The sequence below is a fragment of the Dyadobacter flavalbus genome (assembly GCF_006149045.1).
GTDB lineage: Bacteria > Bacteroidota > Bacteroidia > Cytophagales > Spirosomataceae > Dyadobacter > Dyadobacter flavalbus.
This window is the reverse complement of record NZ_VBSN01000073.1, coordinates 180,431-206,462: the sequence shown is the minus strand read 5'-3', so window position 1 is coordinate 206,462 and position 26,032 is coordinate 180,431. Positions and strand designations below refer to the sequence as shown.

Genomic DNA, 26,032 nt, shown 5'->3' with positions numbered 1-26,032 from the left:
TAAAAATCAGTAGCCAGCAGCTAAAAGCTAACTGCTAAAAGCTAACAGCTAACAGCCATATCAAAGCTGCCTATTGGCTGAGATGCAGTTAAAACGTATTCTGGTATGAAATTTTTGCAGATTCAGACATTAATTTGAAGCACATCCCTGCGATGAAAATAAATGAATATGTCTGGACACAAAAAAGAAAGTACCAATACTCAATCGTTTGCTGCATTTAAGGTTTTTCGTTTCTTCTTGATTCTTCTGATTTTTTCTACATGTGCCGTTTCGTTCACGGCCCATGCGCAGCGTTCCGATTCAACAGTGAAAAAGGGCATTGTCATTCCGGATACGCTTTTATTTAAAATAGAACAGGCTCAGGCGGTGATCACGCAGATCAATGCAGCCAATACAAAAGGTTACAACAGCGGCAATATCCGGCGGGAACTCAAGACCATCAAAGGGAACGTCGGGCATATACAGCGTGCACTTGCTGACACAGAAGCTATTCCGAATAATAAAGATCTTCTGAATTTCCGGATTATGCTCACCGATGTGCAGCAGAAAACAACACAATGGCGGAAGTTGCTGTCGCGGCACAATGCGGAATTACAGCAGATGTCTGAACAGATTATCGAGTTCGGCCGGGATTCGTTACTGGCTGTCAACAAACGTGATACGACACAGAAAAAGCTGTATTCCGGCCAGATTTACGATTTAAGGCAAAGACTTCAGCAAGCCGGAAAAATCACGACGGCCAATCTGGACACAGTCAGCAATCTGCTTGCAGGCGTATCCGAAGTTTACTTTCTGGCCAATGATCTTCAGTCCACCATCAACGGTTATCTGAAAGAATCCGGCCGTAATTTGTTCGGAAGGGAAACGAGTTACATCTGGAAGCCCTCTGTCCGCGACAATCAGGAAAAAGTCAGGAACATGATCAGCGTTTCCTATTTGGGCCAGAACAACATTCTGAGGTATTTTTTCCAGTCCACGTGGGATAACCGTATTTTACTTGTGCTGCTTTGTGCCGGGTTCTTTGTTTGGGTTTAATACAATTACAGCAAGGCAGCCAGCGCAAAGCTCAGCCGGGAAATCGGGAAACTTGAATTCAATTACATCAGTGCAAAGCCGGTGCTGGCCACGTTTATCGTGCTGCTTAACCTGACTCCTTTGTTTGAACCCCGCGCGCCGTCCATCTATATTGAACTCAACCAGTTTTTGCTGTTGATGACGCTGACGGTCTTTTTTCTGAAGATGCTGCCGCCGAATCATCTGATGTGGTGGTTTTCAGTCCTGATTTTATATGTGCTTGTCATTTTCAGCAACGTAATCGTTGACGCATCTTTCTTTTTACGGTTTTTACTGATTGGTCTGAATGTCGGCTCGATTCTGTTCGGAATCCGGTTTTACAGGAAACTGAAAGAAGTGAAGCTGGAAGAAAGATTTATAAAACCGATCCTGATCATTTATGTTCTGCTGAATATTTCAGCCGTTTTCCTGAATGCGCTGGGTCGGGTTACACTTGCCAAAACATTTAATATTACGGCCATAAGCGGATTGATACAGATCCTGAGTCTGGGCGTTTTTGTGCATGTGCTCACGGAAGCAATGGAACTGCAGATCAAAGTAAGTTCATGTTCCAACGGAATATTTTCCAGGATCAATGCTCAGAAAACGCGTATTTCTTTTCAGAAAGCCATGACGGTCATTTCGGTTGTGCTCTGGCTGCTTGTATTTTTTATCAACCTCAATATCATTGATCCGGTATTCGGTTTCTTATCCGGAATCCTGGAAAAGCCGCGTAATTTCGGCAGCATTACTTTTACGCTTGGAAATGTACTGATCTTTTCGCTGATCCTCTGGATGTCCAATAACCTGCAAAAAAATATCAGTCTGTTTTTCTCCGGCCCGGAGGTCAGTTTTACGGAAGAATCCGTACACAAAGGCTCCAAGCTGGCATTGATCCGGCTAGTGATCATCGTTATAGGTTTTCTTTTTGCAATTACTGCTTCGGGCGTTCCGCTTGATAAAATAACGGTTTTGCTGGGAGCACTCGGTGTCGGAATCGGACTGGGTATGCAGAATATCGTCAATAATTTTGTTTCCGGAATCATCCTTATTTTTGAAAAACCGTTTACAATCGGCGATTACATTGAGCTGGCCGACAAAAAAGGAAAGGTCATGGACATCGGAATCCGTTCGAGCCGGATGCTTACGCCGCAGGGTTCCAGCGTCATTATCCCGAACGGCGATCTGCTTTCAGGCCGGCTTGTCAATTACACAACCAGTAATGCACGCCTGAAAAGCGAAGTTGTTTTCAAGATAAACATTGATTCCGATCTGGAAGCGGCCAAAAAAATAATCAATGATATCATCGACGAAGCAGAAGGGATTGTAAAAAAAGCACCCCGGCAGATTCTGTTCAGCGCAATTTCGGCGGATAATGTCGAGCTTAAAATCATGGTCTGGCTCAATGACGTTTATTCCGAAACCGCATTCAAAAGTTATGTTCTTGAACAGATTCTGATCCGTTTCAAAAAAAGTGAAATCAAGGTTATGTAAAATGCTTTTGCCGGAAAGTAAACCCAAATAACCGATGTCTTCCAAAAACACGGATGATAAAAAGTTGTAACCGATAAACGTTATACGAATAATTGTTACTATTGTGGCTTGTTTGGTTGAAAGCATATTCACCTGTTAAGCTGCATGCACCTTTTTTCCGGTAACCGCCTGTATTACGTACTTTTTGTTTGTATCCTGATGACTGCCGCAACGTATTATCACCGTTTTCCGACGGGCGATGATGCATGGTTTGGCGAACAATCGTACTGGCTTGAAAAAGAAGGCGTGATCCGTTCCGAATTCTTCCGCGGAATTGCCGGCTGGGAAAAGCAGCTTCTGGTCAGTCACAAATTGTTTCTGACTGTCGGGGCGTTGTTGATACATTGGTTCGGCTTTCATCTGCCTGTTCTTCAGTTTACCGGATTGCTTTTTTTCTTGATCATGACGGCGGAGCTTGCCTTTTATGTAAGATCAAAGGTTTCTGCTGAAAATTTATGGTATGTGCCGGCTATTCTGATTCTGGTTTTTACCAACCGGCTGCTGATCAAAATGAGTTTCGAAAACCGTCCGGAAATGATGCTTGCGGCATTTGGTTTCGGGGCTTTCCTGCTGATCAGAAGCAAAGCAAATGATATGCATACAGCAGCCGGCGGCATTCTGGCCGGACTCGCATTCCTGTCGCATCTTAACGGTATTATTTACGTCATTGCCGGATTCGGAACGTTGCTGTTGCTAAAAAGATACTGCAGCGCGGTCTGTTTCGGAATATTCAGCGGTCTTACCTGCGCTTTGTATCTGACGGATATTTTATCGGCTGAAAACGGTTTTGAAATCTGGTGGTACCAGTTCAGGCATGATCCGGCGACACAGGCTGCATTCAGTTTTCAAACCAAACTGATCCAGATCCTGACTTACCCGCGCCTGTTTTTTCATTCACCGGAACAGATTGCGCTATCGCTCTTACTCGTTTACCTGCTCTGGGTTCAAAGGAAGCTGATCCGTACACTGCCCGCCGAACTGAAACTGTTTTCACTGCTTCTGTTTTTCTCCTTTTGGATAATAACCAAAGCCAATGGCGGTTTGTATCTTCTCCTGTTTATGCCATTTATGTTTGCGCTGGTTTTCGAACTTTACAGGATCAGGCCGTTTGTCAATACGGGTCTGAAACTTGTTTTGCTGGCTTATTTTGTCATCGGCATTTTCGGTACGGTCCAGATTATTGTCAAAAACCATAAACTCGGTTTTTTGCCGGATACTTATGCAAAGCTCCGGAAACATTTGCCCGGGAAAGCAACGGGCGTGGTGCCGCTTACTTTTTTTTACAATGAATACGAGCAGTTTCCGCGTTTGCTGACGCACGAAAATTATAAGCTATACGCTGAGAAAAAGAATATGACGGCCGGAAAGTTTGGCACCTGGGCATACAAAAAAGGCGCGGATTTTATTTTGATGGATTACGATTTTAATGCAGAGTCCTATTTTCCGGCTCCGGGAACGGCCAGAATCCCGTTTTTTCATCTGGTTTATTTTGACGGGCGGTTTGCTGTTTATCAAAAGTAATTCGCGCATTTGCTGCCAAATAGCTTGTTTATTGCATATATGTTTATTTCGTGAAAAATTATAAAAATATTTTATTCAAATGTTTTGTTGTTTAAACGATTAAACCTACATTTGAAGCAAGCATTCTTTGAATATGCATATTTAAGATTCCATTAAGGATATAAGCCATATTCCAGCTCACACTTTTCTTCTTCCGGTTCCGAACAGATCGTTGATACATTGGTTATTGATTTTCAGCTTAAAACGCTTTTTGCATATGACCGTTTGATTTTCGCTTAATCGTTTAAACGCACTCCGGTTTCATCCGCATGCCTATGCATGCAACTGAACTTTCCGGAACTGTATCTTTCAGGCAAAATAATTTTTGCCGGTATATTTCTTTGTACGTATATAGCTGTTGGTTATTTGGCAGCAGGCTGATTTCCGGCTTGCCGCTGTGTTGATTTGCGTTTGCATCAGGTAAGGTATTCTTTTCTTTCGGCCGGCGGTTTTTCCGGCTGTTAACCTGCATTGTTGCGGGAAATTCCGTGTGTGGTTTGATTTACATCTCTAATGTACATGGGTTATGATGAGACAATCTTCTACAGTTATCATTTTCCTGTTATCGCTGCTGTGCACATTTGCCTACGCGCAAAACAGCCGGATTACAGGCATTGTAACCGGGCAGGACAAGGAACCTTTGCCCGGCGTTAACATTCTGATCAGCGGTTCGTCACAGGGAACGGTAACCGATTCGGAAGGGAAATATGCCATTGATGCGCCGGCTAATGCAAGTCTTGTTTTTTCATTTATAGGTTATATCAGCCAGACAATCAGCATCAATTCCAGATCCGTTATTGATCTGGAACTTGTTCAGGAATCAAAAAACCTGAATGAAGTAGTCGTGACGGCGCTGGGCATCAAACGGGAAGCCAAAACACTCGGCTATGCTACTGCCACCGTCAATGCCGACCAGATTTCAACCAACCGTACACCCAATGTCGTCAGTTCATTGCAGGGGAAAATGGCCGGTGTCAACATTTCATCATTGTCAACCGGTCCGGGCGGAACGGCCAAGATCCGTATTCGCGGCCAGTCTTCGTTCAGCGGCCAGAACAGTCCGCTTATTGTTGTAAACGGCGTTCCGATTGATAATTCCAATTATGCAGGCGGCGGCGATTACGGGCCCAGAGCGGCGAATGCTTCGGACGGCGGCGACGGACTTTCCAGCATAAATCCCGATGACATTGAATCCATGACCGTTCTGAAAGGCGCAACCGCGGCAGCACTTTACGGCTCGCGTGCCAAAGACGGCGTGGTTATGATCACGACCAAAAACCGGGGAACAGGAAAAGGAATCGGCGTGGATTACAACATCAATTTTACAACGGATACGCCGCTGGACTTTACGGATTTCCAGTATGAATACGGGCAAGGCGAAGGCGGAAAAAGGCCGACGACCGCCAATCCGACATCCGGTGTCTGGAGCTTTGGCGAAAAGTTTGAACCGGGCATGACGCAAGTGCTTTTTGACAATGAAACATGGCCGTATGAACCGGTTTTCAATCGGGTGAAGAAGTTTTACCGGACGGGAACAAACCTGACGAACACGGTAACCGTTTCCAATAACGGCCCGAACGGTGGTTTTAGCCTTTCGCTTGCGAATGCTGAAAACAGGGGAATTTTACCGAATAACACGTTCAACAGGAAAATTGTAAATCTGGGCTTTACGCAGAATATCTCCAAAAAGCTCAATGTTTTTGGCAACATCAATTATTCGAAAGAGAAAAATACGAACCCGCCGCAGATTGATACACAGGATTTTGCCATTTCAACAGTCCTTTTTACGCTGGCGAATTCCATGCCTTTCGAAGCATTGCAGCAGAACCAGACTTTGCCGAACGGAGATGAATTTGTGTTTTCAAGGTTTCTGGTCAGAAATAACCCGTATTACTCGCTGAGCCGCCATTTTGAAAACATTGACCGTGACCGCATTTTCGGCAATGTGGCCATGAAATACCAGTTTACCGACTGGCTGTATCTGCAGGGACGCATTGCGCAGGATTTTTATGTACGCGGACAGGATTACAACATTCCGAACGGTTATGCACCGATTGCAAAAGCACCTGTCGGTTATGTTAACGGTTCGTACACGCAGGATATCCGCAGGAATACGGAACGGAACCTCGACTTTATTCTGGGCGGGAACCATACGTTCGGCAGCATCGGTCTGGACGTTACACTCGGCGGAAACCAGCGTTATGCGCGTATGGATTACAACAGCGTAACGGTGCAGGATTTTATTCAGCCGGGCTTGTACACGGTCATGAACGGACGCGTGAAAAACCCGCTTTACAGTCTTTCGGAAAAGAAAATCAATTCGCTTTACGGTGCCGCCACAATCTCGTATAAAGAGTTTTTATATCTGAATGTTACCGCGCGAAATGACTGGTTTTCAACGCTCGCACCTCAGAACCGCAGTATTCTTTACCCGTCCGTCACGGGAAGTTTTATATTTTCCCAAGCCATTACAAACCTGCCGGCGTGGATAACGTTCGGCAAGCTGAGGGCAGCGTATGCGGAAGTGGGATCGGATAATGTGAACCCGTATTCCAATGCCTTGTACTATTCGGTTGACAATAATTCTTTCCCGAATCCGTCAGGCCAGCTTGTGCCCGTCGGCGGCATCAATGCATTGACAGTTCCTAATAAAAACCTGCGTCCGTTGCGCATTAAGGAAGCCGAGGCCGGGCTGGAAATGAAAATGTTCAACAACCAGATCGGGTTTGATTTTACGTATTATCATAAAACGACTGACGATCAGATTCTTGCCGCACAGATTTCAGATGCTTCCTCTTACACGGCCCAGCTCATCAATGTAGGCCGCAGCATGAACAAAGGCATTGAACTGCTGATCAGCGGCTCGCCGGTGAACACCAAGAATTTTCGTTGGGACGTGAGTTTCAATGTTTCTTACAATACATCAAAAGTACTGAAACTGGGTCTTGCTGAAAAAGATACGGTCATAACCGTTGGCGGCGGAGGCGGCCGGACGCTGAATATGGTTGTGGGCAAGCCGCTTGGCCAGCTTTATACATTCAAATACCTGCGGGATGAACAAGGAAGGCAGGTTTTTGACAAAAACAGCGGAATGCCTTTGCGGAACAATACGCTGATGAACGTGGGCAATGCGCTTCCAAAATATTTTGGCGGAATCACAAACACGTTTACTTACAAAGGAATCACGCTTTCCACATTGATTGATTTCAAGCTGGGGCATAAAATGATCGCCGGCCGGAACATCAATTACATGCGCCACGGCTTGTCCAAAAGAACGCTGCCGGGACGGGCGGAGGGCTTTGTAATCGGAAACGGCGTCAATCCGGATGGAGAAATCAATAAGACCAAAGCGGCTGTGCAGCCCTTTTATGAATCCATTAACCCGCTGGGCGTCAATGAAGATTTTGTGTTCAATGCCGGTTTCTGGAAACTGCGGCAGATAACGCTGAGCTATGACCTCGGCAAACTGCTTCCTGAAAAATTCTTTATCAAAGGATTAAGGCTGAGCGCCGTTGCAAATAACGTGCTGATTATTAAAAAATGGACTGAAAACATGGACCCGGAAGAAGTGCTGAACTCGTCGGACAATGCAACCGGACTTGATTTCTGGCCGGGCCTGCCGCCGACACGGAGCATCGGATTTAATCTGAACGTGAAATTCTGACCGTCAAACCGTTTTCAAAATTCCTGAAAAAATATGAAGACTTTATTAAAATCCATACGGGCCGTTTTGTTTCTGCTGGTCTTGCTTACCGGCTGCGATAAAGGGTTTGACGAGATCAATACCAACAAAGTTGATCCGACTTCACTAGCGCCGTCGCTCATTCTGAACAAGGCCATTATCAGCACTACTTACCTCGACGGACTTTCGACACTTGGCATGCTGACCTACAATTTTGCCATTGTGCAGCAGATTGTTACGCCTTACGGAAGCTCGTTGTCAGGCGGAAATTACAACCAGTACAACAATGCAAACTCGCCGCTGGTGTGGGTAAATTTTTACAGAAATGTGATCAAACAGCTGGTTGCCGTCACCACGCAGACCAAGGACGATCCCATGCAGGCCAATATTTATCATGCGGCGAGAATCTGGAAAGCCTATGCATTCATGATCCTGACGGATACTTACGGCGACGTTCCGTATTTTGAAGCCGGACAAGGCTATATCAATGAAATCATCCGACCGAAATACGATCCGCAGGAGGCCATTTACAAGGATATTCTGAAAGAGCTGGACGAAGCTTCGGCTGCGCTGGACGTTTCCCAGCCTGCGGTTACAACGGATATTCTGTATGGCGGAAATGTTGCAAAATGGAAAAAACTGGGCTATTCACTGATGCTGAGAGCGGGCATGCGCCTCACGAAAGTGGACGAAGCAACGGCAAAAACCTACGTGGCAAAAGCAGTTGCCGGCGGATTGTTTGAAAGCAATGCGGACAATTCCATGATCCGGCATACGGCGATTTACAACAATTACATTGCCAATCACCTTGCCGCGCGCGAGAAAACCAACTTCTACCTTGCAGCGCCGTTTGTCAATTATTTAAAGGAAAACAACGATCCGCGGCTGCCCGTATTTGCCGTGCGTTATGTAGGTGCCAAAGGCGGTCCGGAGCAGGTCGCGGCACGGGCTTCATCCGATCCGGAAGTTCAGGTCGGCATGCCGATGGGTTACAATGACGTAACGATCAATACCGTATTGGCTGCAAACGGCGTGGCAAGTCTGTGGGATTTCAGTCAGGTGAATCTGTCTACGGTACTGAAACTGGATGCGCCCGAGTTTCATGTTACTTATGCCCAGAACCAGCTTTTACTGGCAGAGGCGGCTGTCCGCGGCTGGGTTACAGGCGATCCGGCGGATTATTTTATGAAAGGGGTCCGGGCCAACCTGGAACAAATGGCTTTGTACGATCCGGCTGCGGCCATTCCGGAAACGGCCATCCAAACGTATCTCAAAGCACATCCGCTGGACAAAACGAAAGCATTGGAACAGATCAACACGCAATACTGGGTCGCATCTTTTCTGGACGGGAACGAGCTGTTTGCCAATTTCCGCAGAAGCGGTTATCCCGCATTGAAGAAAAACCCGTATCCCGGCGCTGAAATTACGGAAGACTTCATCCGCCGCATGCCTTATCCCGACAGTGAAATTATTGTGAACCTTCAGAACGTCAATGACGCCAATGCAAGGCAGGGGCCAAATGATCTGAACACCAGAGTATGGTGGGACAAAAAGTAAATCCATTGTAAAAAATAACTCCTGAATCTTTAACCTTTTAACAATCCAAAAGTTCATGAATAAAAGTGGAATCAGTCGTCGCGACACAATGAAAGCGTTGGGTATGAGCACTTCGGCAGGCTTGCTCGGATTATTCGGCGGCATATCAACCGCAGAAGCCCGCGAGGCAAAAGGCATCCCGAACTATGCCAAAGCGATGAAACCCGTTACAATCAAAAGTGTCCGGGCTATCGCAACTGCACCGCAGGGATCCAACCTGATCGTGGTAAAAGTAGAAACGTCCGAACCCGGTCTGTACGGACTCGGCTGCGCTACTTTTACCCAGCGTGCAGCCGTTGTCATTGTGGCCATCAATACGTATCTGAACGAATTCTGTGCCGGCAAGGACGTCGATAATATTGAAGACATCTGGCAGGGCGCGTATGTGAGTTCTTACTGGCGCAACGGACCGGTTCTGAACAATGCACTGAGCGGTCTGGACCAGGCGCTTTGGGATATCAAGGGAAAACGTGCCGGCATGTCGTTATATCAGCTTCTGGGCGGTAAAGTCCGTTTCGCCGTTCCTTGCTACACGCATGCCAACGGCAACTCGCCCGAAGAAACCGTGGAGAGTGTCAAGGGCATTATGGAAAGAGGGTTCAAGTTCATCCGTATTCAGCAGGGCGGTTACGGCGCAGTCGGAAGCACTGTTGAAAAGCCGGACTTCAGAGGCGCAAATTTCGGCGGTGCCACAGATAGTTTTATGAACGAAAACACCTATCTCAAATCCATTCCGAAGCTTTTTGAAGCAGTCAGAAAAGGCTGCGGCGAAGAAATTGAACTGCTGCATGACATTCACGAAAGGGTTCAGCCGATGAACGCCATCAATATGATCAAACAGCTGGAAGAGTACAATCCGTTTTTTATTGAAGATCCATTTTCACCGGAAAATATGAAATGGTTCAAGCAGCTGCGGGCGGTCACTTCAGTTCCGATTGCCATGGGCGAGCTGTTCAACAACATCAATGAATTCCTGGAACCAATGGTGAACCTGTATTTTGACTACATCCGCATTCACGTTTCCCAGATCGGAGGCGTAACCCCGGCGATGAAAGTGGCAAGGCTCGGAGAATGGTTCAACATCAGAACGGCATGGCACGGCCCCGGCGATGTTTCGCCTGTCGGACACGCAGCGCATGCGCATATTGATCTGGCCGTCTGGAACTTCGGCATACAGGAAGCGGTGTCGTTCAATGACAAAACACTCGAAGTATTTTCCGGATGCCCGACGATGAAAAACGGTTACATGTCCGTCAATGAAGTGCCCGGGATCGGCGTGGACATCAATGAAAAAGAAGCAGCCAAGTATCCGATTACGACCAAATCCAACTGGCAGGTAAGGAAATTTGACGGAACCCTGATCCGCCCGTAATATGAAAAAGGTTTCCCTCAAAGACATAGCCCAGAAAGCCGGCGTTTCGACAGCCCTGGTTTCGTATGTCCTGAACGGGAAAGAAAAGGAAGCCCGGGTAGGAGAAGCCATTGCTGGCAAGATCAGGGAACTTGCCAGGGAACTGAATTATCAGCCCAATCATCTGGCAAAGAGTCTGCGGAGTGGGAAAACACATACGATCGGGCTGATTATTGCAGACATATCCAATCCTTTTTTTGCAAACATTGCCAGGGTTGTGGAAGATGAGGCCAAGCGGAATGGTTATACGGTCATCATCGGAAGCTGCGACGAAAACGCGGACAAAGCCTGGGATCTTATAACGGTGCTCATGAACAGGCAAGTGGACGGTTTTATCATCGTTTCCTGCGAAGGTTCGGGAAACCAGATTAGGTATCTGAAGGAAAAAAATATCCCGTTTATTCTGCTAGACAGGCACTTTCCTGATATTCAGACGGATTTTGTGGCCACCAATAATTACAAGGCTTCCTACGACGCAGGAATCCATCTGATCAGCGGCGGTTACACCCGTATCGGACTGATTGCCTACAAATCTGAAATGTATCACATGCAGGAACGCATACGAGGTTACCGGCAGGCATTGCAGCACAAGGGCATTGAATTTCAGGATGACTGGTTAAAAGAAGTCCGTTTTGAAACGATGGAAAAGGAAGTGAAAGTCGCGATTGAGGATATTCTTTCTCTGGAACAAAAGGTAGAGGCGATCATTTTCGCAACGTACGGCCTGGCAATCAACGGTTTGAAATACATCAATGAACTCCGGCTGAAAGTGCCGTCGGATCTGGCGATTGTCAGTTTCGGACAAGCAGAAGTATTTGACCTTTACTATTGTCCGATTACTTATCTGCGGCAGCCTTTGGAAATGCTGGGCAAAACGGCAGTAGACTATCTTCTGAAAAAACTGAAAAACCCCGATGAAGAAATGAAGCAGGTTTTAATGGAAGCAAAACTCATTGCCCGCGATTCATCCACAAACAGAAGGCTCCTCCGGAGCCGCCCGGCCCCGGAGGGGCTCCCTGTTTATAGCAAAGAGCAATTATACATAGATCACGGCTCCGGAGGAGCCACCTGAAATTGGTAAAAGGTGGCTCCTCCGGAGCCTAAAACCATCATTATCAAAACGTGCTACAAACAGAAGGCTCCTCCGGAGCCGCCTGGCCCCGGAGGGGCCCCCTGTTTGTAGCAATTATACATAAACCACGGCCCCGGCGGGGCCTCCTGTTCATATCAAATACCATGCAGAGAAGAAACTTTCTAAAATCCGCAGCACTCGGCACGGCTGCGATACTGTCCGGCTTGCCATCATTAAAAGCGCAGGCGGCTTCCAAAATGAAAATTACAAAAATACGGTATTACGCTGCGCCCGGCTACAACAAACCCCTTTTTAATCAGGCACGCGGGATCGTCGAAATAGAAACGGACGGCGGGATCATCGGAATCGGAGAAGGAGGTTCCAAAGATATGATCGAGCAGTGTGCACAGATGATGATCGGCGAAGATCCGTTCCGCATTGAACACATCTGGCAGAATGTTTACCGCGGCATGTTTTACCCGCCCGGAAGAGAAAAACTGCATGCGCTCGGAGCGTTGGAAATGGCACTTTGGGATATTAAAGGCAAGGCATTGAATGTTCCGGTATACGAACTGCTCGGCGGCGCTACCCGCGATTATGTCGAGTGTTATGCCACGGGCTTCCGCGCTTCCAAAGCCAAAACCGAAGAAGAAAGGGCGAGAGACTGCATTGAAGCAGGATTGAGAGCGTACCGCATAGGGCCGACGGGCGGAAACGGAGAAGAACCGTTTGACTTCTATGACAACGTAAAAAAAACCATTGAGTTTTGTAAAAGAATCGATGCTGCTGTCGGAGGCGGCGGAAAGTGGGCGATAGATCTGCATACCAGGTTTGACATGACGGACGGGCTGAAAATCTGCACGGCGCTTGAACCGCTTGAACCTTATTTTGTGGAAGACATCGTCCGATCCGAAAACCCCGGTGTTTACAAAACCATAAGAACCATGACCAAAGTGCCGATAGCAGTCGGAGAGCAGTTTGGCGACCGCTGGGATACGAATGAACTGATCGAAAACCGCCTTATTGATTATACCCGCTTTACCGTACCGAACACCGGCGGAATAGGTGAATTCAAGAAACTTGCTTCCATGTGCGAAACGCATTATGTAGGCATGATCCCGCATTTTACCGGGCCGCTTTCAACGGCAGCGCTGGTGCATATTCTGGGTTCCAGCAGCCCGGCACGCTGCCTGATGGAACTGGGCGGCGGCGAGCCGGAGCGCCCGCCGTACTTCAATGAAGATTTTATCAACTTCAAAAACGGAAAACTTTATCTGAACGCCAGCCCCGGGCTGGGCGTAAAATTCGATCCGAAAAAAGCCACGTTTGTCATGGAAGTGAAAGAAAAGACCAGGTTCCCGCACCCTGTTCTCAAAAGCCCGGACGGAGCCATCCACAACTGGTAACCAACACGATTATCCGGGCTTCACGGCCATTGGTAAATAAGTGTGTTCGAATACAGATCAAAACAGCATTACAGCAAATCCATGTTAATGTTTAGATAAATGAGAAAATCTGAAAAAACCGGTATGTCGCGCAGGGAAGCGATTCAGGCCGTACTCGGCGTTGCTGCGATGGGTTCCATGCTTTTGCCCAAAAGTTCCTATGCATCTGTGCCGCTGCCGTTCAGTGAATACGGAAGTGTGAAAATCACCAGACTGGAAACATTTCTGGTAAAACCGCGCTGGATATTTCTGAAAATCCATACCGATTCCGGCATCTTCGGTCTGGGGGAGCCGCTGCTGGAAGGACGGGCGCTCACGATCAGAACAGCCATTCAGGAAGTGGAGCCATACCTCATCGGCAAAGATCCGAGGCAGGTTGTGCATCACTGGCAGGCCATTTACCGGCATGCTTTTTACCGCGGCGGTCCCATTCTGACGAGTGCACTGAGCGGTATTGATCAGGCTTTATGGGATATCAAAGGCAAATTGCTGGGTGTTCCCGTTCATGAGCTTTTCGGCGGGCCAACGCGTGACCGTGTGCGGGTTTACGGGCGTGCAGCCAATGCGGAGGATATGAAAAAGCGGAAAGCAGAGGGTTACACTGTTATTAAAACAGGCGTTGCCAAAAAGAACCCGGCCAACATCGTTGAAAATCCCGCCTTTATCAAATACGCTGCAGACAACTTTGCTTCCCTGCGCGAAGCCGGCGGTCCGGAAATGGACATTGCCATTGATTTTCACGGCGCCATTTCCCAGCAGACTTCAAAAGTTCTGATCAAAGAGCTGGAACAATATCAGCCTATGTTCGTGGAAGAACCTTGTCAGGCGCAGAACGTGGATACTATGGTGGATATCGCCCGCGGTACGCACATTCCGATTGCAACCGGAGAACGGATTTTTACCAAATGGGGCTTCCGTGAGATTCTTGAAAAAGGCGCTGCCAGTATCGTACAGCCTGACCTTTGCCATGCAGGCGGAATCACCGAAGGCCGGATCATTGCCGGAATGGCCGAAGCCTATTACGTTCCCATCGCACCGCATAATCCCATGGGCCCGATTTCACTGGCGACCGGTCTGCAGCTCGCCGCAAGCGTTCCCAATTTCCTGGTTCAGGAGCAGGTTTCATTGGGCGAAGGTTATCTGAAAAATCCCTTTAAACTTCAGAAAGACGGAACCGTTATGGTGCCGAAAACACCCGGACTCGGCATTGAACTCGACGAAGACAAAATGAAGGAAATGATCGGCCATGACTGGAAAAATCCGGAAACCTACAATGCGCTGGACGGCTCCGTTGTCGACTGGTAACAGCGTACAGATTTACGGCATTTAGTTATAGTTCCTGTTCCCGGCATTTGCACCCGCATTGCCCTGTTCCACCTGCTTTTTCATCATGGATAAACCCTTTGGCATAACCCAAAACAGCGCTTTAAAATCAATTTAAATTGTAATTTTTCCACTAAAAATGTAACTTAATATTTATTCCAAAATGAGAAAATTTATTATTTTAATCTTGCTCAACCTTTTTCTTGGGATCGGCTGTTCCTATGCCCAGAATGGGAGGATAACCGGAAAGGTGACGGATCAGGACAATGCGGCGCTTCCCGGCGTCAACGTGCTGCTGAGTGGCTCTTCGCAGGGAACGGCAACGGACGGGGAAGGAAATTTCGTGATCAATGCGCCGGCATCCGGTTCGCTGGTTTTTTCCTTTATCGGTTATGTAAGTCAGACTGTTCCGATCAATAATCGCAGTGTTATTGATATTCAGCTGACGCAGGAATCCAGAAGTCTGAGCGAACTGGTAGTTGTAGGTTACGGAACGCAGCGCAAAACGGATGTCACGGGTGCATTGTCTGTTATTTCTACCAAAGAATTTGCGCAGCAGCCGGTTACACGTCTGGATCAGGTTTTACAGGGACGTGCCACGGGCGTGCAGGTTACGCAGTCCAACGGCTCGCCGGGCGGTGATTCCAGGATTCGTATCCGCGGCGCAAACTCGGTTCTTGGAAACAATGATCCGCTTTATGTTATCGACGGCTACATCGGAGCAGATTATAACTTGTTGAACCCGAATGACATTGCATCCATTCAGGTTTTGAAAGATGCCGCGTCCACTTCCATTTACGGCAGCCGCGGTGCAAACGGCGTTGTCATCATCACAACGAAAAAAGGGGCGCGTGGAATCAAAGTAACTTATGAAGGTCAGGGCAGCGTTTCCAGTGTCATTAAAAAGTTTGACCTTTTACCTGCCGGTGAATTTGCCGAAATCGTAAACGCACGCGCTCTGGCAACGGGCTCGACGCCGCCCTTTACCGAAGCGCAGATTGCGGATTATAAAACAAACGGCGGCACCGACTGGCAGGATCTTGTTTACCGCACGGGGCGCGGTCAGCAGCAGCAGATTACCATTACGGGCGGCAATGAAAAAACGACTTTTCTGGTTTCCGGGAATTATGTAAACCAGAAAGGGATCGTGGAAAACAGCAATTTCAGACGTCTGGTTTTCCGCACAAACCTGAACACGCAGGTGAATAACAAACTGGCTTTAAGGTTTAATCTTTCAGGAGCACATTCGCTGAACCACAACACGGACGGCGGCGGCGCACTGATCGAAGCTTTGCAATGGGCGCCGACCACGCCGGCTTACGGAGCTGACGGTTTTCCGACATTTGCAGATCCGATCGGTTCCGTTTCAAGAAGTCCGCTGGATAATTTATACGACCGGTCCAATGATGCCACCAAATTCAATGTCAATGCCATCGGAGGGTTGAATTACCAGTTGCCGGTCAAAGGTCTGACGCTTGATCTTCAGTATGCGGTTAATTACCTCGATGGCCAGAACAGTTATTTTAACGGTCCGAGAATTGCAAACAATGTTCCGAATGCCGGTCGCTATTCCTCGGATCAGGTAACGCTTCAGAACACCAATTCACTGAACTACAATGTAACGCTTGGAAACCATTCGATCAATGCGGTGGCCGTTCTGGAAACACAGCAGTATACCAACAAAAACTTCTCGGCCAATGCCACCGGCCTGCGTTTCCCGCAGCTTGGCTATGACAACATCGGCGGAAATTCGGCGGCTTCCGTGGCATCGGGTTTTCAGAAATGGACTTTGCTGTCGCTTTTGGGACGCGTCAATTATGCGTTTAAAGACAAATATCTGCTTACCGCTGCCATCCGGAGAGACGGATCGTCCAAGTTCAGCCCTTCAAACCGGTACAGCGTTTTTCCTTCCGTGGCAATCGGATGGCGCTTGTCGGAAGAGGAATTTATCAAGAACCTGAATATTTTCAGCAACCTGAAACTCAGAGGAAGCTGGGGTTCGACGGGAAGTCAGGCGATTAATCCATACGCTACGCTGTCTTCCTATAACACAACGTATGTGGCCTTCAACAACAACAGCATTACGGCCGGCGTCATCCAGGGCAACGCCGGAAACATGGATCTGAAATGGGAAACCACACGGCAAACGGATGTAGGTATTGAAATGGAATTCCTGAACGGAAGGTTACGGCTGGAAGCGGATTATTTTCATAAAAATACCAAAGACCTTTTGCTGAATGTATCCATACCGAATTATGCCGGCGGCGGGACACAAACGCGCAACATCGGTGAAATCGAGAACAAAGGATTTGAATTCTCCATCGGCGGAACGCCTGTTCAGGGCAGCAGGTTCGGCTGGGAAACGAATCTGAATTTTTCCACGCTGAAAAACAACGTGCTGGATCTCGGCGGGCTTCCAAGGATCGGCACCGGAACAGGAGCTGGCGGCGGCATGTCCATCACCAATGAATTCATGCTGATGCCCGGCCAGCCGCTCGGTTCTTACTGGGGGTTGAATTACCTCGGAACATTCAAACCGAACGAGGCCGACGAAGCAGCCAAGCAGGGCCGTGTGCCGGGCGATCCGCATTACGAAGATGTAAACGGCGACAACAGCATTACAACAGATGATTTCAAGGTAATCGGCCACGCTTTCCCGAAAGTGACCGGCGGCTGGAACAACACCTTTACTTACGGTGCTTTTACGCTGAATGTTTTTGTAAACGGCGTTTTCGGAGTTGACAAGCTGAATTATACCCGTGCCGGCGCCATGTCCGGTTCCGGTGAAGCGCGTCAATTTTTGTTAACTGAAATCCGGGATTATTACCGTCCGGGCAACGAGGATTCGGATATTCCTGCATTTACCAAAACCTATCAGCCGTTTACCCAATCCAGCCGGTTCCTTGAAAACGGCAGTTTCGTAAGGTTAAAGAACGTAAGCCTTTCCTACAATCTTCCGAGTGCGCTATTGCGTGACAAAGGAGCCATCAGAATATTCGGAAGTGCCACAAACCTTTTTACCATTACCAAATATTCCGGTCCGGACCCGGAATCCAGCAATGTAGGCTCCGGAACAGACACCGCCATCGGCATCGACCGGGGCTCATACCCGAATGCAAAAGTCTATACGCTCGGGATCAACTTAAGCTTTTAGTGATCAGCTGTTAGCCATTAGCTTCTAGCTTTTAGCAATTAATCAGCAAAAACAGCCAACCATCATCTGACAAAACATGACAATCCATGACAACTTCATGACAACTTCATGATCAGTCCCCAACAAACAACCAACTAACATGACAACCCATGACAACTTCATGACCAATATTTCACATCTGACATTTCACATTTAGCATAAAATGAAAAAACTAAACACATTCCTGCTTGCCGCATTGCTGCTTTCCGGGGCGAGCTGCAAAGATTATCTGGAAGAAGATACCACCGGACTGCTGTACGGAAATAATGTTTTATCCACACAGGACGGACTTGAATCCGCGCTGACGGGTGCTTACAAAGGACTTGCTTCGCAATGGTCGAGAGGATTCATACATCCTTCCGCCAATGCCGCCACGCTGGGCAGCGATGATGTGACGACACATCCCGCGAGCAACAAGGCCGACTGGCGCGAGTTTGACCAGTTCAATGTTTCTACGACAAACCAGCGTTCCAATGCGGTTTACAACGGCTGCTACAAGGCCATTCAGGGCGCAAATAACGTGATCAACAATTATGAAAAAACAGTCGGTGACAAAGCGGCCATTGATATTATAGTCGGAGAAGCGCATTTTATACGTGCATTTTCTTATTACTGGCTTACGCGTTTCTGGGGCAATATCCCATTGGTGCTCGCAGGTGAATATTCTGCCGATTTATTAAGCATCGGAAAGTCTACGCCCGAGCAGGTTTATGAATTGATTGTCTCCGATCTGAAAGTGGCCGAAACCAATCTTCCGAATACCAAACGCGATCCAGGACGTCCGAACAAAGGTTCTGCAAAAGCATATCTTGCCGATGTATACCTGACGATGGCCGGATGGCCGCTGAAACAAACGGACAAATATGATCTTGCAGCTGCAAAAGCCAAAGAAGTCATCGATAACAAAGCTGCGTACGGATTTCAGCTGCTTCCGACATTTGCTGCCGTTTTTGAAAATGATCCGGCTTCAACGGGAACAGCCGAGGCTGTGTTCCAGATCAACGGTTTTACAAGCGGTGATTCCGGCAACTCCACGTATGGCTTGACGACCATGCCGGGAGAAGAAGGCGGCTGGGACGATATGTATGCCGAGCTGAATTTCTTCAACAGTTTTCCCGAAGGCCCAAGAAAAGATGCGACGTTCCGCACCGAATTCGGACTTTCAGGGACTAAAATTCCTTGGCAAAAAAGTCTGACAAAGCATCCTTATTATAAAAAATGGTATATCAAAGGCGATATTTCCACGTATCAGGCTTCACTGCCGTCTGTAATGATGCGCTATGCACATGTGCTGACCATTTATGCCGAAGCCAAAGCCCGCGGTACCGGCGGTCCGGATCAGGCTGCGTACGATGCGCTGAACCAGGTCCGGCTCAGAGGCCGCGCTGCCGGAACCAAGCCGTTGTCTGCCGCCGACGGGCTTACTGCTGCCAAATTTGCCGATGAAGTAGTGCAGGAACGTGCGTGGGAATTTGCCTGCGAAAGAACGCGCTGGTTTGATCTGGTCCGTCTGGAAAAAGTGGAAGAAGCCAACGCCAACAAAAGTCCGGACGATCTTCAGCCGATACGCGCCATTACCAAAGCCAATTACTGGTTTCCGCTGCCTTATTCCGACACATCCCTGAACCCGAATCTGAATTGATAAGCCTGCGTTCCGGACGTTTTATGCCAGACATGAAATGCCCGGAACGTTGCATTTTATCATAATAAGGTTTTTCACTTTCCGGATAGGTAAGGATTTTATTTTCATCAGCAAGATCCATTTACTTTAAATATGATTTCTAAACCCTTGAAAAATATCTTTTATCTGTCGTTACTTTTCCTGATCTGCGCATGGACTTTCGCAAACAGGAAGCAAGCACTTCCGGAGCCGGATCAGGACTGGCCGGTATACGGCGGCAACAATGCCGGCAACCGGTATTCGCCTTTGAAACAGATCAATAAAGAAAATGTTAAAAACCTGAAACTCGCCTGGACTTACGATACCGGTGAAAACAAAAATACCGATGAAAGAGGCATGGACATGCAATGTCAGCCCATTATTATCGACGGCATTCTGTACGGCACCACGCCGAAGTTGAAAGTATTTGCCATTGAAGCAGCAACCGGAAAAGAACTATGGAAATTTGATCCGTTTGAAGGCAAAAGGCCGAGGTTTCATCCGGTGCGCGGCGTTGTTTACTGGTCTGAGGGAAAAGATAAAAGAATTCTTTATACCGCCGGTTCTTCCCTTTTTGCAATCCATGCTGCGACCGGAAAACGGGTTGAAAGTTTTGGAAAAAACGGCGAAGTCGATTTTCATGAAGGGCTTGGCGACAAGGAAACGTACGGTTACGACCTGAACAATTTCAACATCCGCAACACGACGCCCGGTGTTATTTATAAAAATCTGCTGATTACTGGTTCGTCGGTTTCTGAAGGCGGCGACGCATTGCCCGGCCATATCCGTGCTTTCGATGTTCGTACGGGCAAGCTCGCCTGGATTTTCCGCACCATTCCGCTTCCCGGCGAATACGGGTATGAAACCTGGTCAAAAGATTCTTACAAAAAACTGGGCGGCGCCAATTGCTGGGCCGGAATGGTTCTGGACGAAAAGCGCGGAACCGTGTTTCTGGGAACCGGCTCGCCTTCGGTTGACTTTTACGGCGGCGCGAGAAAAGGTACCAATCTGTTTGCAAACTGCGTCATTGCGCTGGATGCGGAAACAGGAAAACGTAAATGGCATTTCCAGACTGTACATCACGACTTATGGGACCGCGATATTCCTTGTCCGCCCAATCTGATTACCGTGAAGCATCATGGTAAAAGGATGGATGCCGTAGCGCAGGCGACCAAAGACGGCTACATTTTTGTTTTTGACAGAGATACAGGCAAACCGTTGTTTCCGGTTAAAGAAGTGGCTGCGCCTGTCGCCCATGCATTGCCGGGCGAAAATCCGTGGCCTACGCAACCCATTCCAACCAAACCTGCGCCGTTTGCCAATCAGCAATTGACCGAAGCGGATATTACGACGCGCACGCCGGAAGCGCATGCCTATGTGCTGGACCGCTATAACAACAGCCGCAAAGGTCCGAAGAATGAACTGCCCAGTCTGGAAGGAGGGCTTCTTTACGGCATCGGTGGCGGGGCGGAGTGGGGCGGTACAGCCGCTGATCCGAACGGGATTATGTATGTAAACGGCAACAACATGCTGTGGTGGCTGAAAATGCGCGACAGCAGGGAAAAAACCAATGGTCAGACGCTGTCAAAAGGAGCGGTGCTTTTTAATACCAACTGCACGGCTTGTCACGCCACAACGACTGGAAATGCAACGGCCTCGGCGGGTACGCAGGCTTATCCAGTTTTGAAAGACATTGGCAAGAGGTTGAGCCGGGAACAGATTGCGGCCATTCTGGAAACGGGACGTGGAAGAATGCCTTCTTTTCAGCATATTGCCAAGGAAGACCGGAACGCCATTGTCGATTTCCTGCTGAATATGGAAAGCAAGCCGGCCGCCAATGACATTCACAGCCAGACTACAGAAGTTGCTGCGCAGAAGAGTGCGGATTTTCCTTATGCTCCGCCTTTTGTCAACAACGGCAATGTCCAGTTTCGCGATCAGGACAATTATCCGGCCATCAAGCCGCCGTGGGGAACGCTGAATGCCGTTGACCTCAACACCGGCGAATACCTATGGAAAGTGACACTGGGCGAATATCCCGAACTGACCGGAAAAGGAATTCCGCCGACCGGCACGGAAAATCACGGCGGCCCGATCGTTACGGCAGGCGGACTGCTGTTCATTGCAGCAACGTATGATGAAAAACTCAGGGCTTTTGATACCAGAACAGGAAAGGTCATCTGGGAATACAAACTGCCTGCGGGCGGATTTGCAACGCCGGCCACGTACATGGTGAACGGAAAGCAGTATATTGTCATTGCTGCCGGCGGAACGCGGTATGGACTGAAATCCGGCGGGAGCTATGTTGCCTTTGCGCTTCCTTAACGGTGCCGGGATTTTGTATACGGCGGGTCGGAAATCCGGGTATTCCAAAGGCTGTTTTATTTAAAATACTTGAAATTTCAGCGGCATAACTCAACCTGACATCATGGAAAAATACCTGTTAAGCTGCGATTGGGGCACTACATCTTTCCGGCTGCGGCTGGTAAACAGAACGGACAATTTGCTGATTGGTGAAGTGATTTCGCAAAATGGAATCAGCAGTACATACAATTCATGGAAAGCATCGGGTGAAATCCCGCGTGAAATTTATTTCAGGCAGCAACTGGCTGAACAGATCAGGATCTTGTCACAAAAACTTGCCGTTAATCTCGATGGAATTACGGTTGTATTGTCAGGAATGGCGTCTTCATCCATCGGCATGCAGGAAATCCCTTATGCGCAGCTTCCGTTTGCTTTGAACGGGAGCAGTATTCTGATGAAGCATTTCGGTGAACAGGACGGTTTTAACAATGAAATCATGCTGTTATCCGGCGTAAGCAGCCATCACGATGTCATGCGCGGGGAAGAAACGCAGCTCATCGGCGTAGCGGAACTTACCGATTTTCCCTATCATGAAAATGCCATATTCCTGTTTCCGGGAACGCATTCCAAACATCTGTACGTGAAGCAAGGCGAACTGACGCAGTTCAAAACTTTTATGACGGGTGAAGTTTTTAATCTGATGGCCGGCCAGAGTATTTTAAAAGATTCCGTTGAAGTTGAAAATCAGGCAAATCATTCGCCTGAAACGCTGGAATCGTTCAAGGCCGGGATTGAAGAATCAGGCGTTGCGAGTATTTTAAATGCACTTTTTACAGTAAGAACGAACCAGCTTTTCCATTTAATGAATAAAAAACAGAATGCCATGTTCCTGAGCGGGCTGCTGATCGGGTCCGAGCTGCGGCACCTGATAAAAGAAACGGAATGGAAACTGGTATTATGCAGCGGAAAAAATCTTTATGAACTATACAAAACCGCCATCGAAACATTGAACCTGTCGGACAGAACGTTAATAGTGCCTTCCGAAATCGTGGACAGGTCAGCAACGGCCGGTCAGATCAGGGTTTTTGAGCATCAGAAATTAACATTGAACAAACTGAACTTATGAGTAAATTTTCCTGGGAGCTGTTCCAAAAGGCACCGCTTGTCGGCATTATCCGCAACGTTGCAATGGAAGACCTGGTACGGATACTTCCTATTTTCCGCGAAGCCGGACTGACAACCGTTGAAATCACCATGAATACGCCCGACGCTGCCAAAATGATCCGGTATGCGCTTGAAAATGAAAGCGAAGGCCTGAATATCGGCGCGGGAACGGTTTGTACCAAAGATGATCTGGAAGAGGCGCTGGAAGCGGGTGCGCAGTTTATCGTGACGCCGGTCATCAGCAAAAAAGTGATCAAATCCTGTGTCAAAAAAAATATTCCCGTTTTTCCGGGCGCATTTACGCCTACGGAAATTTACAATGCCTGGACGCTGGGTGCCAGTATGGTGAAAATTTATCCGGCCACTTCGCTCGGGCCTGAATACATTAAAGACCTGAAAGCGCCCATGAATCAGCTGAAACTGCTTCCGACCGGCGGCGTAAGCCTTGAAAACATGGCTGCATTCCTGAAAGCCGGTGCCAACGGCCTCGGCATCGGCGGACAGCTATTTGACAAAAAACTGATTCAGGAAAAAAACTGGGATGCGCTGAAAACGCATTTCCGGCAATTTCACAGCAAACTCTCCGTCTGATGCAAAATGGAACTTCCGGGAATTACCGCTGGATCATTGTGATCTTGCTTTTCACGGCAACGACAATCAATTACCTCGACCGGCAGATTATCGGTTTGCTGAAACCCATTCTGGAAAAGGAATTTGTGTGGACTGAAACCGATTTTGCGCGGATTGTCATGGCTTTTACGGCGGCTTATGCCGTCGGGCTGCTGCTTTTCGGCTGGCTTATTGATAAAATCGGGACCAAAACGGGTTATTCCATTACAATCATTTTCTGGAGTGTTGCCGGTATGCTGCATGCCGTTGCCCGGAGTGCGTTCGGGTTTGGCCTTGCGCGCGTTGGATTGGGTTTGGGCGAAGCCGGGAATTATCCGGCTGCTGTCAAAACGGTCGCGGAATGGTTTCCCAAAAAGGAGCGTGCACTGGCAACCGGGCTTTTTAACGCCGGAACGAGCATTGGTGTAGTCGTTGCGCTTTTACTGGTGCCCTGGATTTTGAGTTATTACGGCTGGCAGGAAGTATTCTGGATTACGGGCGCACTGGGTTTTGTATGGCTGGTTTTCTGGCTTATTTATTACGACATTCCTTCAAAGCAGAAAAGGCTCAGCGCCGAGGAACTGCATTACATCACAAGCGGGCAGGAGCAGGATGAGAAGGAAGCTGAAAAACAGCCGGTGCAGTGGATCAAGCTTTTTACATTCCCGCAAACGTGGGCATATATTACCGGAAAAGGGCTTATTGACCCTATTTACTGGTTTTTTCTGTTCTGGCTGCCTTCCTACTTTGCATCGACTTTTAATCTTGACCTTAAAAAACCCAGTCTGGAACTGATGCTGATTTATACCGCGACGACGGTCGGAAGTATCGGCGGAGGCTATTTGTCATCTTGGCTGATCAAAAAAGGCTGGCCGACTTTGAAAGCCCGGAAAACGGTTTTGCTTGCATTTGCATTTCTTGAACTGTCCGTCATTCTGATCCAGTTTGCAGGAAACGTCTGGGCTGCCGTCGGCTTGATCAGTCTGGCCGTGGCGCTGCATCAGGCGTGGGCTACGAATGTTTTTACCCTGCCTTCGGATTTGTTTCCCAAACAGGCGGTGAGTTCGGTAGTCGGTATCGGCGGCATGGCCGGAGCCGTCGGCGGTATTCTGTTTCCGATTCTGATCGGCAGTTTGCTGGACACCTACAAAGCTGCGGGAAACCTTGCCGGCGGTTACAACATCATTTTTACGATCTGCGGCTGTACTTATCTTGTAGCATGGCTGATTATTCATTTGCTTACGAAAACGGCCAAAGTGGTGGAGCTGGAAGAATTGCGTTAAACAGAGTCGGTTTTGGTTCGCTTTTTTAATAAAAAACCCGTTGATAAAAATTAAGCTTAAAAAAAATGTTGCTTAAATTAACGGCATTTTTAAGCTGTAAAGTATTTTGATCAACACACACAGTCAATCAATCATGATTATTCTAAAAAGAACCGATTCCGACAATCCGGATTTTATGGCACTCGTAAAATCGCTGGATGCATACCTTGCGGTAACAGACGGTGACGATCATTCGTTTTACTCGCAATACAATAAAGTGGACAAAATCAGGCATGTTGTGCTGGCTTATGAAAATGAAAAGCCGGTCGGCTGCGGCGCCATAAAAGCGTTTGATGACGATGCCATGGAAGTGAAGCGCATGTACGTTTCGCCGGAATGCAGGAACAAAGGAATTGCGAGAAAAATCCTGTCCGAACTGGAAAGCTGGGCCGGTGAAATATCGTTTAAAAAATGCGTTTTGGAAACGGGAAAAAGACAACCCGACGCCATTGCACTGTATGAAAAATGCGGTTACCGGCAAATTCCGAATTACGGCCAATACATCGGTGTAGAAAACAGCGTTTGCTTTGAAAAGCTGTTAAACAGGAGTTGATAAACCGGATTTTACAGCGTTGCTTATAGCTTTTTTATGGCAGTAATCTGGATGTAGTCAGGCAGCGCAATCAGTGTTATCTCAAAGGAACAATTTGATTTGAGATTGCCGCTGATGATATAATCCGGGATTTTCAGATCAGCACTTTTTTGCCAAGCCGAGTCCGCTTTGCAGGCAACTGTATAAATATTTCCTGACGAAGCTTCTTTGGCTATTGTAAAAACCCCATTACCGTGATAAACGGCTTTTGCATTTTCCACTTTTTTGTAAGTTTTCCCGTCACAGCCGCAATCGGGCTTCGGATCTTCTTTCTGGCAGGATAAAGCAAACAGCAGTACAGTTATCGAAAGAAATGACAGAATCCTGCCTTTGAAATCAATGTTTTTCATGAGCGTAATGGTTGGAAATGGGTTGAAAGTAATTCCTGAGTAAAAACATTACAGTAAAACAAGTTGCTTTTTAAACCTGCCGGCTTATAGTAGCAAGACCTGACTGAACGGAAAATAGTTGGAAAGTTTTTATTATAAACAAATATGGAATTCAACAGTTACG

Annotated in this window: 17 protein-coding genes; 16 read left to right on the top strand and 1 reads right to left on the bottom strand. The window is 47.8% G+C overall.

Features of this window, described 5'->3' with window-relative positions; translation table 11 throughout:
* Window positions 1–168: 168 nt before the first annotated feature.
* The 16 genes from FEM33_RS25050 to FEM33_RS24975 all read left to right on the top strand — a co-directional run bounded on the left by FEM33_RS25050 (window position 169) and on the right by FEM33_RS24975 (window position 25,480).
* Complete coding sequence (locus tag FEM33_RS25050) at window positions 169–1,035, top strand: hypothetical protein (RefSeq protein WP_139014706.1); 867 nt, start codon at window positions 169–171, stop codon at window positions 1,033–1,035.
* Between the two features lie 81 nt (window positions 1,036–1,116).
* A complete protein-coding gene (locus tag FEM33_RS25045) occupies window positions 1,117–2,547 on the top strand; it encodes a mechanosensitive ion channel family protein (RefSeq protein ID WP_139014705.1) in 1,431 nt (476 codons plus the stop codon).
* Between the two features lie 144 nt (window positions 2,548–2,691).
* On the top strand, window positions 2,692–4,107 hold the full coding sequence (locus tag FEM33_RS25040; protein ID WP_139014704.1) for a glycosyltransferase family protein: 1,416 nt from the start codon (window positions 2,692–2,694) through the stop codon (window positions 4,105–4,107).
* Between the two features lie 568 nt (window positions 4,108–4,675).
* The gene (locus FEM33_RS25035; RefSeq protein WP_229214409.1) at window positions 4,676–7,810 is read left to right on the top strand and encodes a SusC/RagA family TonB-linked outer membrane protein; all 3,135 of its coding nucleotides are present in this window, start codon (window positions 4,676–4,678) and stop codon (window positions 7,808–7,810) included.
* A 33-nt stretch (window positions 7,811–7,843) separates the two neighbouring features.
* Window positions 7,844–9,385, top strand: a complete 1,542-nt coding sequence (locus FEM33_RS25030) for a SusD/RagB family nutrient-binding outer membrane lipoprotein (RefSeq protein WP_139014702.1) — start codon at window positions 7,844–7,846, stop codon at window positions 9,383–9,385.
* A 55-nt stretch (window positions 9,386–9,440) separates the two neighbouring features.
* Complete coding sequence (locus tag FEM33_RS25025) at window positions 9,441–10,796, top strand: enolase C-terminal domain-like protein (protein ID WP_139014701.1); 1,356 nt, start codon at window positions 9,441–9,443, stop codon at window positions 10,794–10,796.
* A gap of 1 nt (window position 10,797) precedes the next feature.
* Window positions 10,798–11,907 carry a LacI family DNA-binding transcriptional regulator gene (locus FEM33_RS25020; protein ID WP_139014700.1) on the top strand — a complete coding sequence of 370 codons (1,110 nt, stop codon included), beginning with the start codon at window positions 10,798–10,800 and terminating at the stop codon, window positions 11,905–11,907.
* A 164-nt stretch (window positions 11,908–12,071) separates the two neighbouring features.
* Window positions 12,072–13,313: a mandelate racemase/muconate lactonizing enzyme family protein gene (locus FEM33_RS25015; RefSeq protein ID WP_139014699.1), complete on the top strand. Its 1,242-nt coding sequence runs from the start codon at window positions 12,072–12,074 to the stop codon at window positions 13,311–13,313.
* Between the two features lie 99 nt (window positions 13,314–13,412).
* On the top strand, window positions 13,413–14,657 hold the full coding sequence (dgoD, locus tag FEM33_RS25010) for a galactonate dehydratase (RefSeq protein WP_139014698.1): 1,245 nt from the start codon (window positions 13,413–13,415) through the stop codon (window positions 14,655–14,657).
* 181 nt (window positions 14,658–14,838) lie between these two features.
* Window positions 14,839–17,829, top strand: coding sequence for a SusC/RagA family TonB-linked outer membrane protein (locus FEM33_RS25005; RefSeq protein WP_139014697.1), 2,991 nt, complete (start codon window positions 14,839–14,841; stop codon window positions 17,827–17,829).
* Window positions 17,830–18,031: 202 nt separating this feature from the next.
* Complete coding sequence (locus tag FEM33_RS25000; protein ID WP_139014696.1) at window positions 18,032–19,510, top strand: RagB/SusD family nutrient uptake outer membrane protein; 1,479 nt, start codon at window positions 18,032–18,034, stop codon at window positions 19,508–19,510.
* Window positions 19,511–19,642: 132 nt separating this feature from the next.
* Entirely contained in the window at window positions 19,643–21,853 is a 2,211-nt protein-coding gene (locus tag FEM33_RS24995; RefSeq protein ID WP_139014695.1) for an outer membrane protein assembly factor BamB family protein, read from the top strand.
* 103 nt (window positions 21,854–21,956) lie between these two features.
* The gene (locus tag FEM33_RS24990) at window positions 21,957–22,958 is read left to right on the top strand and encodes a 2-dehydro-3-deoxygalactonokinase (RefSeq protein WP_139014694.1); all 1,002 of its coding nucleotides are present in this window, start codon (window positions 21,957–21,959) and stop codon (window positions 22,956–22,958) included.
* Window positions 22,955–23,587 carry a bifunctional 4-hydroxy-2-oxoglutarate aldolase/2-dehydro-3-deoxy-phosphogluconate aldolase gene (locus FEM33_RS24985; protein ID WP_139014693.1) on the top strand — a complete coding sequence of 211 codons (633 nt, stop codon included), beginning with the start codon at window positions 22,955–22,957 and terminating at the stop codon, window positions 23,585–23,587. The genes FEM33_RS24990 and FEM33_RS24985 overlap by 4 nt, the downstream gene beginning before the upstream one ends.
* Window positions 23,587–24,888, top strand: coding sequence for an MFS transporter (locus FEM33_RS24980; RefSeq protein WP_139014692.1), 1,302 nt, complete (start codon window positions 23,587–23,589; stop codon window positions 24,886–24,888). The genes FEM33_RS24985 and FEM33_RS24980 overlap by 1 nt, the downstream gene beginning before the upstream one ends.
* 133 nt (window positions 24,889–25,021) lie before the next feature.
* Window positions 25,022–25,480, top strand: coding sequence for a GNAT family N-acetyltransferase (locus FEM33_RS24975; RefSeq protein WP_139014691.1), 459 nt, complete (start codon window positions 25,022–25,024; stop codon window positions 25,478–25,480).
* A 23-nt stretch (window positions 25,481–25,503) separates the two neighbouring features.
* On the opposite strand, the gene FEM33_RS24970 is transcribed toward FEM33_RS24975, so the two are convergent.
* The gene (locus FEM33_RS24970; RefSeq protein ID WP_139014690.1) at window positions 25,504–25,869 is read right to left on the bottom strand and encodes a hypothetical protein; all 366 of its coding nucleotides are present in this window, start codon (window positions 25,867–25,869) and stop codon (window positions 25,504–25,506) included.
* Window positions 25,870–26,032: the final 163 nt, after the last annotated feature.

What these genes read in the sequence shown, in the direction of transcription:
- FEM33_RS25050 (WP_139014706.1), top strand. Translation starts at nt 169, where the DNA reads ATGTCTGGACACAAAAAAGAAAGTACCAATACTCAATCGTTTGCTGCA.
- FEM33_RS25040 (WP_139014704.1), top strand. Translation starts at nt 2,692, where the DNA reads ATGCACCTTTTTTCCGGTAACCGCCTGTATTACGTACTTTTTGTTTGT.
- FEM33_RS25035 (WP_229214409.1), top strand. Translation starts at nt 4,676, where the DNA reads ATGAGACAATCTTCTACAGTTATCATTTTCCTGTTATCGCTGCTGTGC.
- FEM33_RS25030 (WP_139014702.1), top strand. Translation starts at nt 7,844, where the DNA reads ATGAAGACTTTATTAAAATCCATACGGGCCGTTTTGTTTCTGCTGGTC.
- FEM33_RS25025 (WP_139014701.1), top strand. Translation starts at nt 9,441, where the DNA reads ATGAATAAAAGTGGAATCAGTCGTCGCGACACAATGAAAGCGTTGGGT.
- FEM33_RS25020 (WP_139014700.1), top strand. Translation starts at nt 10,798, where the DNA reads ATGAAAAAGGTTTCCCTCAAAGACATAGCCCAGAAAGCCGGCGTTTCG.
- FEM33_RS25015 (WP_139014699.1), top strand. Translation starts at nt 12,072, where the DNA reads ATGCAGAGAAGAAACTTTCTAAAATCCGCAGCACTCGGCACGGCTGCG.
- dgoD (WP_139014698.1), top strand. Translation starts at nt 13,413, where the DNA reads ATGAGAAAATCTGAAAAAACCGGTATGTCGCGCAGGGAAGCGATTCAG.
- FEM33_RS25005 (WP_139014697.1), top strand. Translation starts at nt 14,839, where the DNA reads ATGAGAAAATTTATTATTTTAATCTTGCTCAACCTTTTTCTTGGGATC.
- FEM33_RS25000 (WP_139014696.1), top strand. Translation starts at nt 18,032, where the DNA reads ATGAAAAAACTAAACACATTCCTGCTTGCCGCATTGCTGCTTTCCGGG.
- FEM33_RS24995 (WP_139014695.1), top strand. Translation starts at nt 19,643, where the DNA reads ATGATTTCTAAACCCTTGAAAAATATCTTTTATCTGTCGTTACTTTTC.
- FEM33_RS24990 (WP_139014694.1), top strand. Translation starts at nt 21,957, where the DNA reads ATGGAAAAATACCTGTTAAGCTGCGATTGGGGCACTACATCTTTCCGG.
- FEM33_RS24985 (WP_139014693.1), top strand. Translation starts at nt 22,955, where the DNA reads ATGAGTAAATTTTCCTGGGAGCTGTTCCAAAAGGCACCGCTTGTCGGC.
- FEM33_RS24980 (WP_139014692.1), top strand. Translation starts at nt 23,587, where the DNA reads ATGCAAAATGGAACTTCCGGGAATTACCGCTGGATCATTGTGATCTTG.
- FEM33_RS24975 (WP_139014691.1), top strand. Translation starts at nt 25,022, where the DNA reads ATGATTATTCTAAAAAGAACCGATTCCGACAATCCGGATTTTATGGCA.
- FEM33_RS24970 (WP_139014690.1), bottom strand. Translation starts at nt 25,869, where the DNA reads ATGAAAAACATTGATTTCAAAGGCAGGATTCTGTCATTTCTTTCGATA.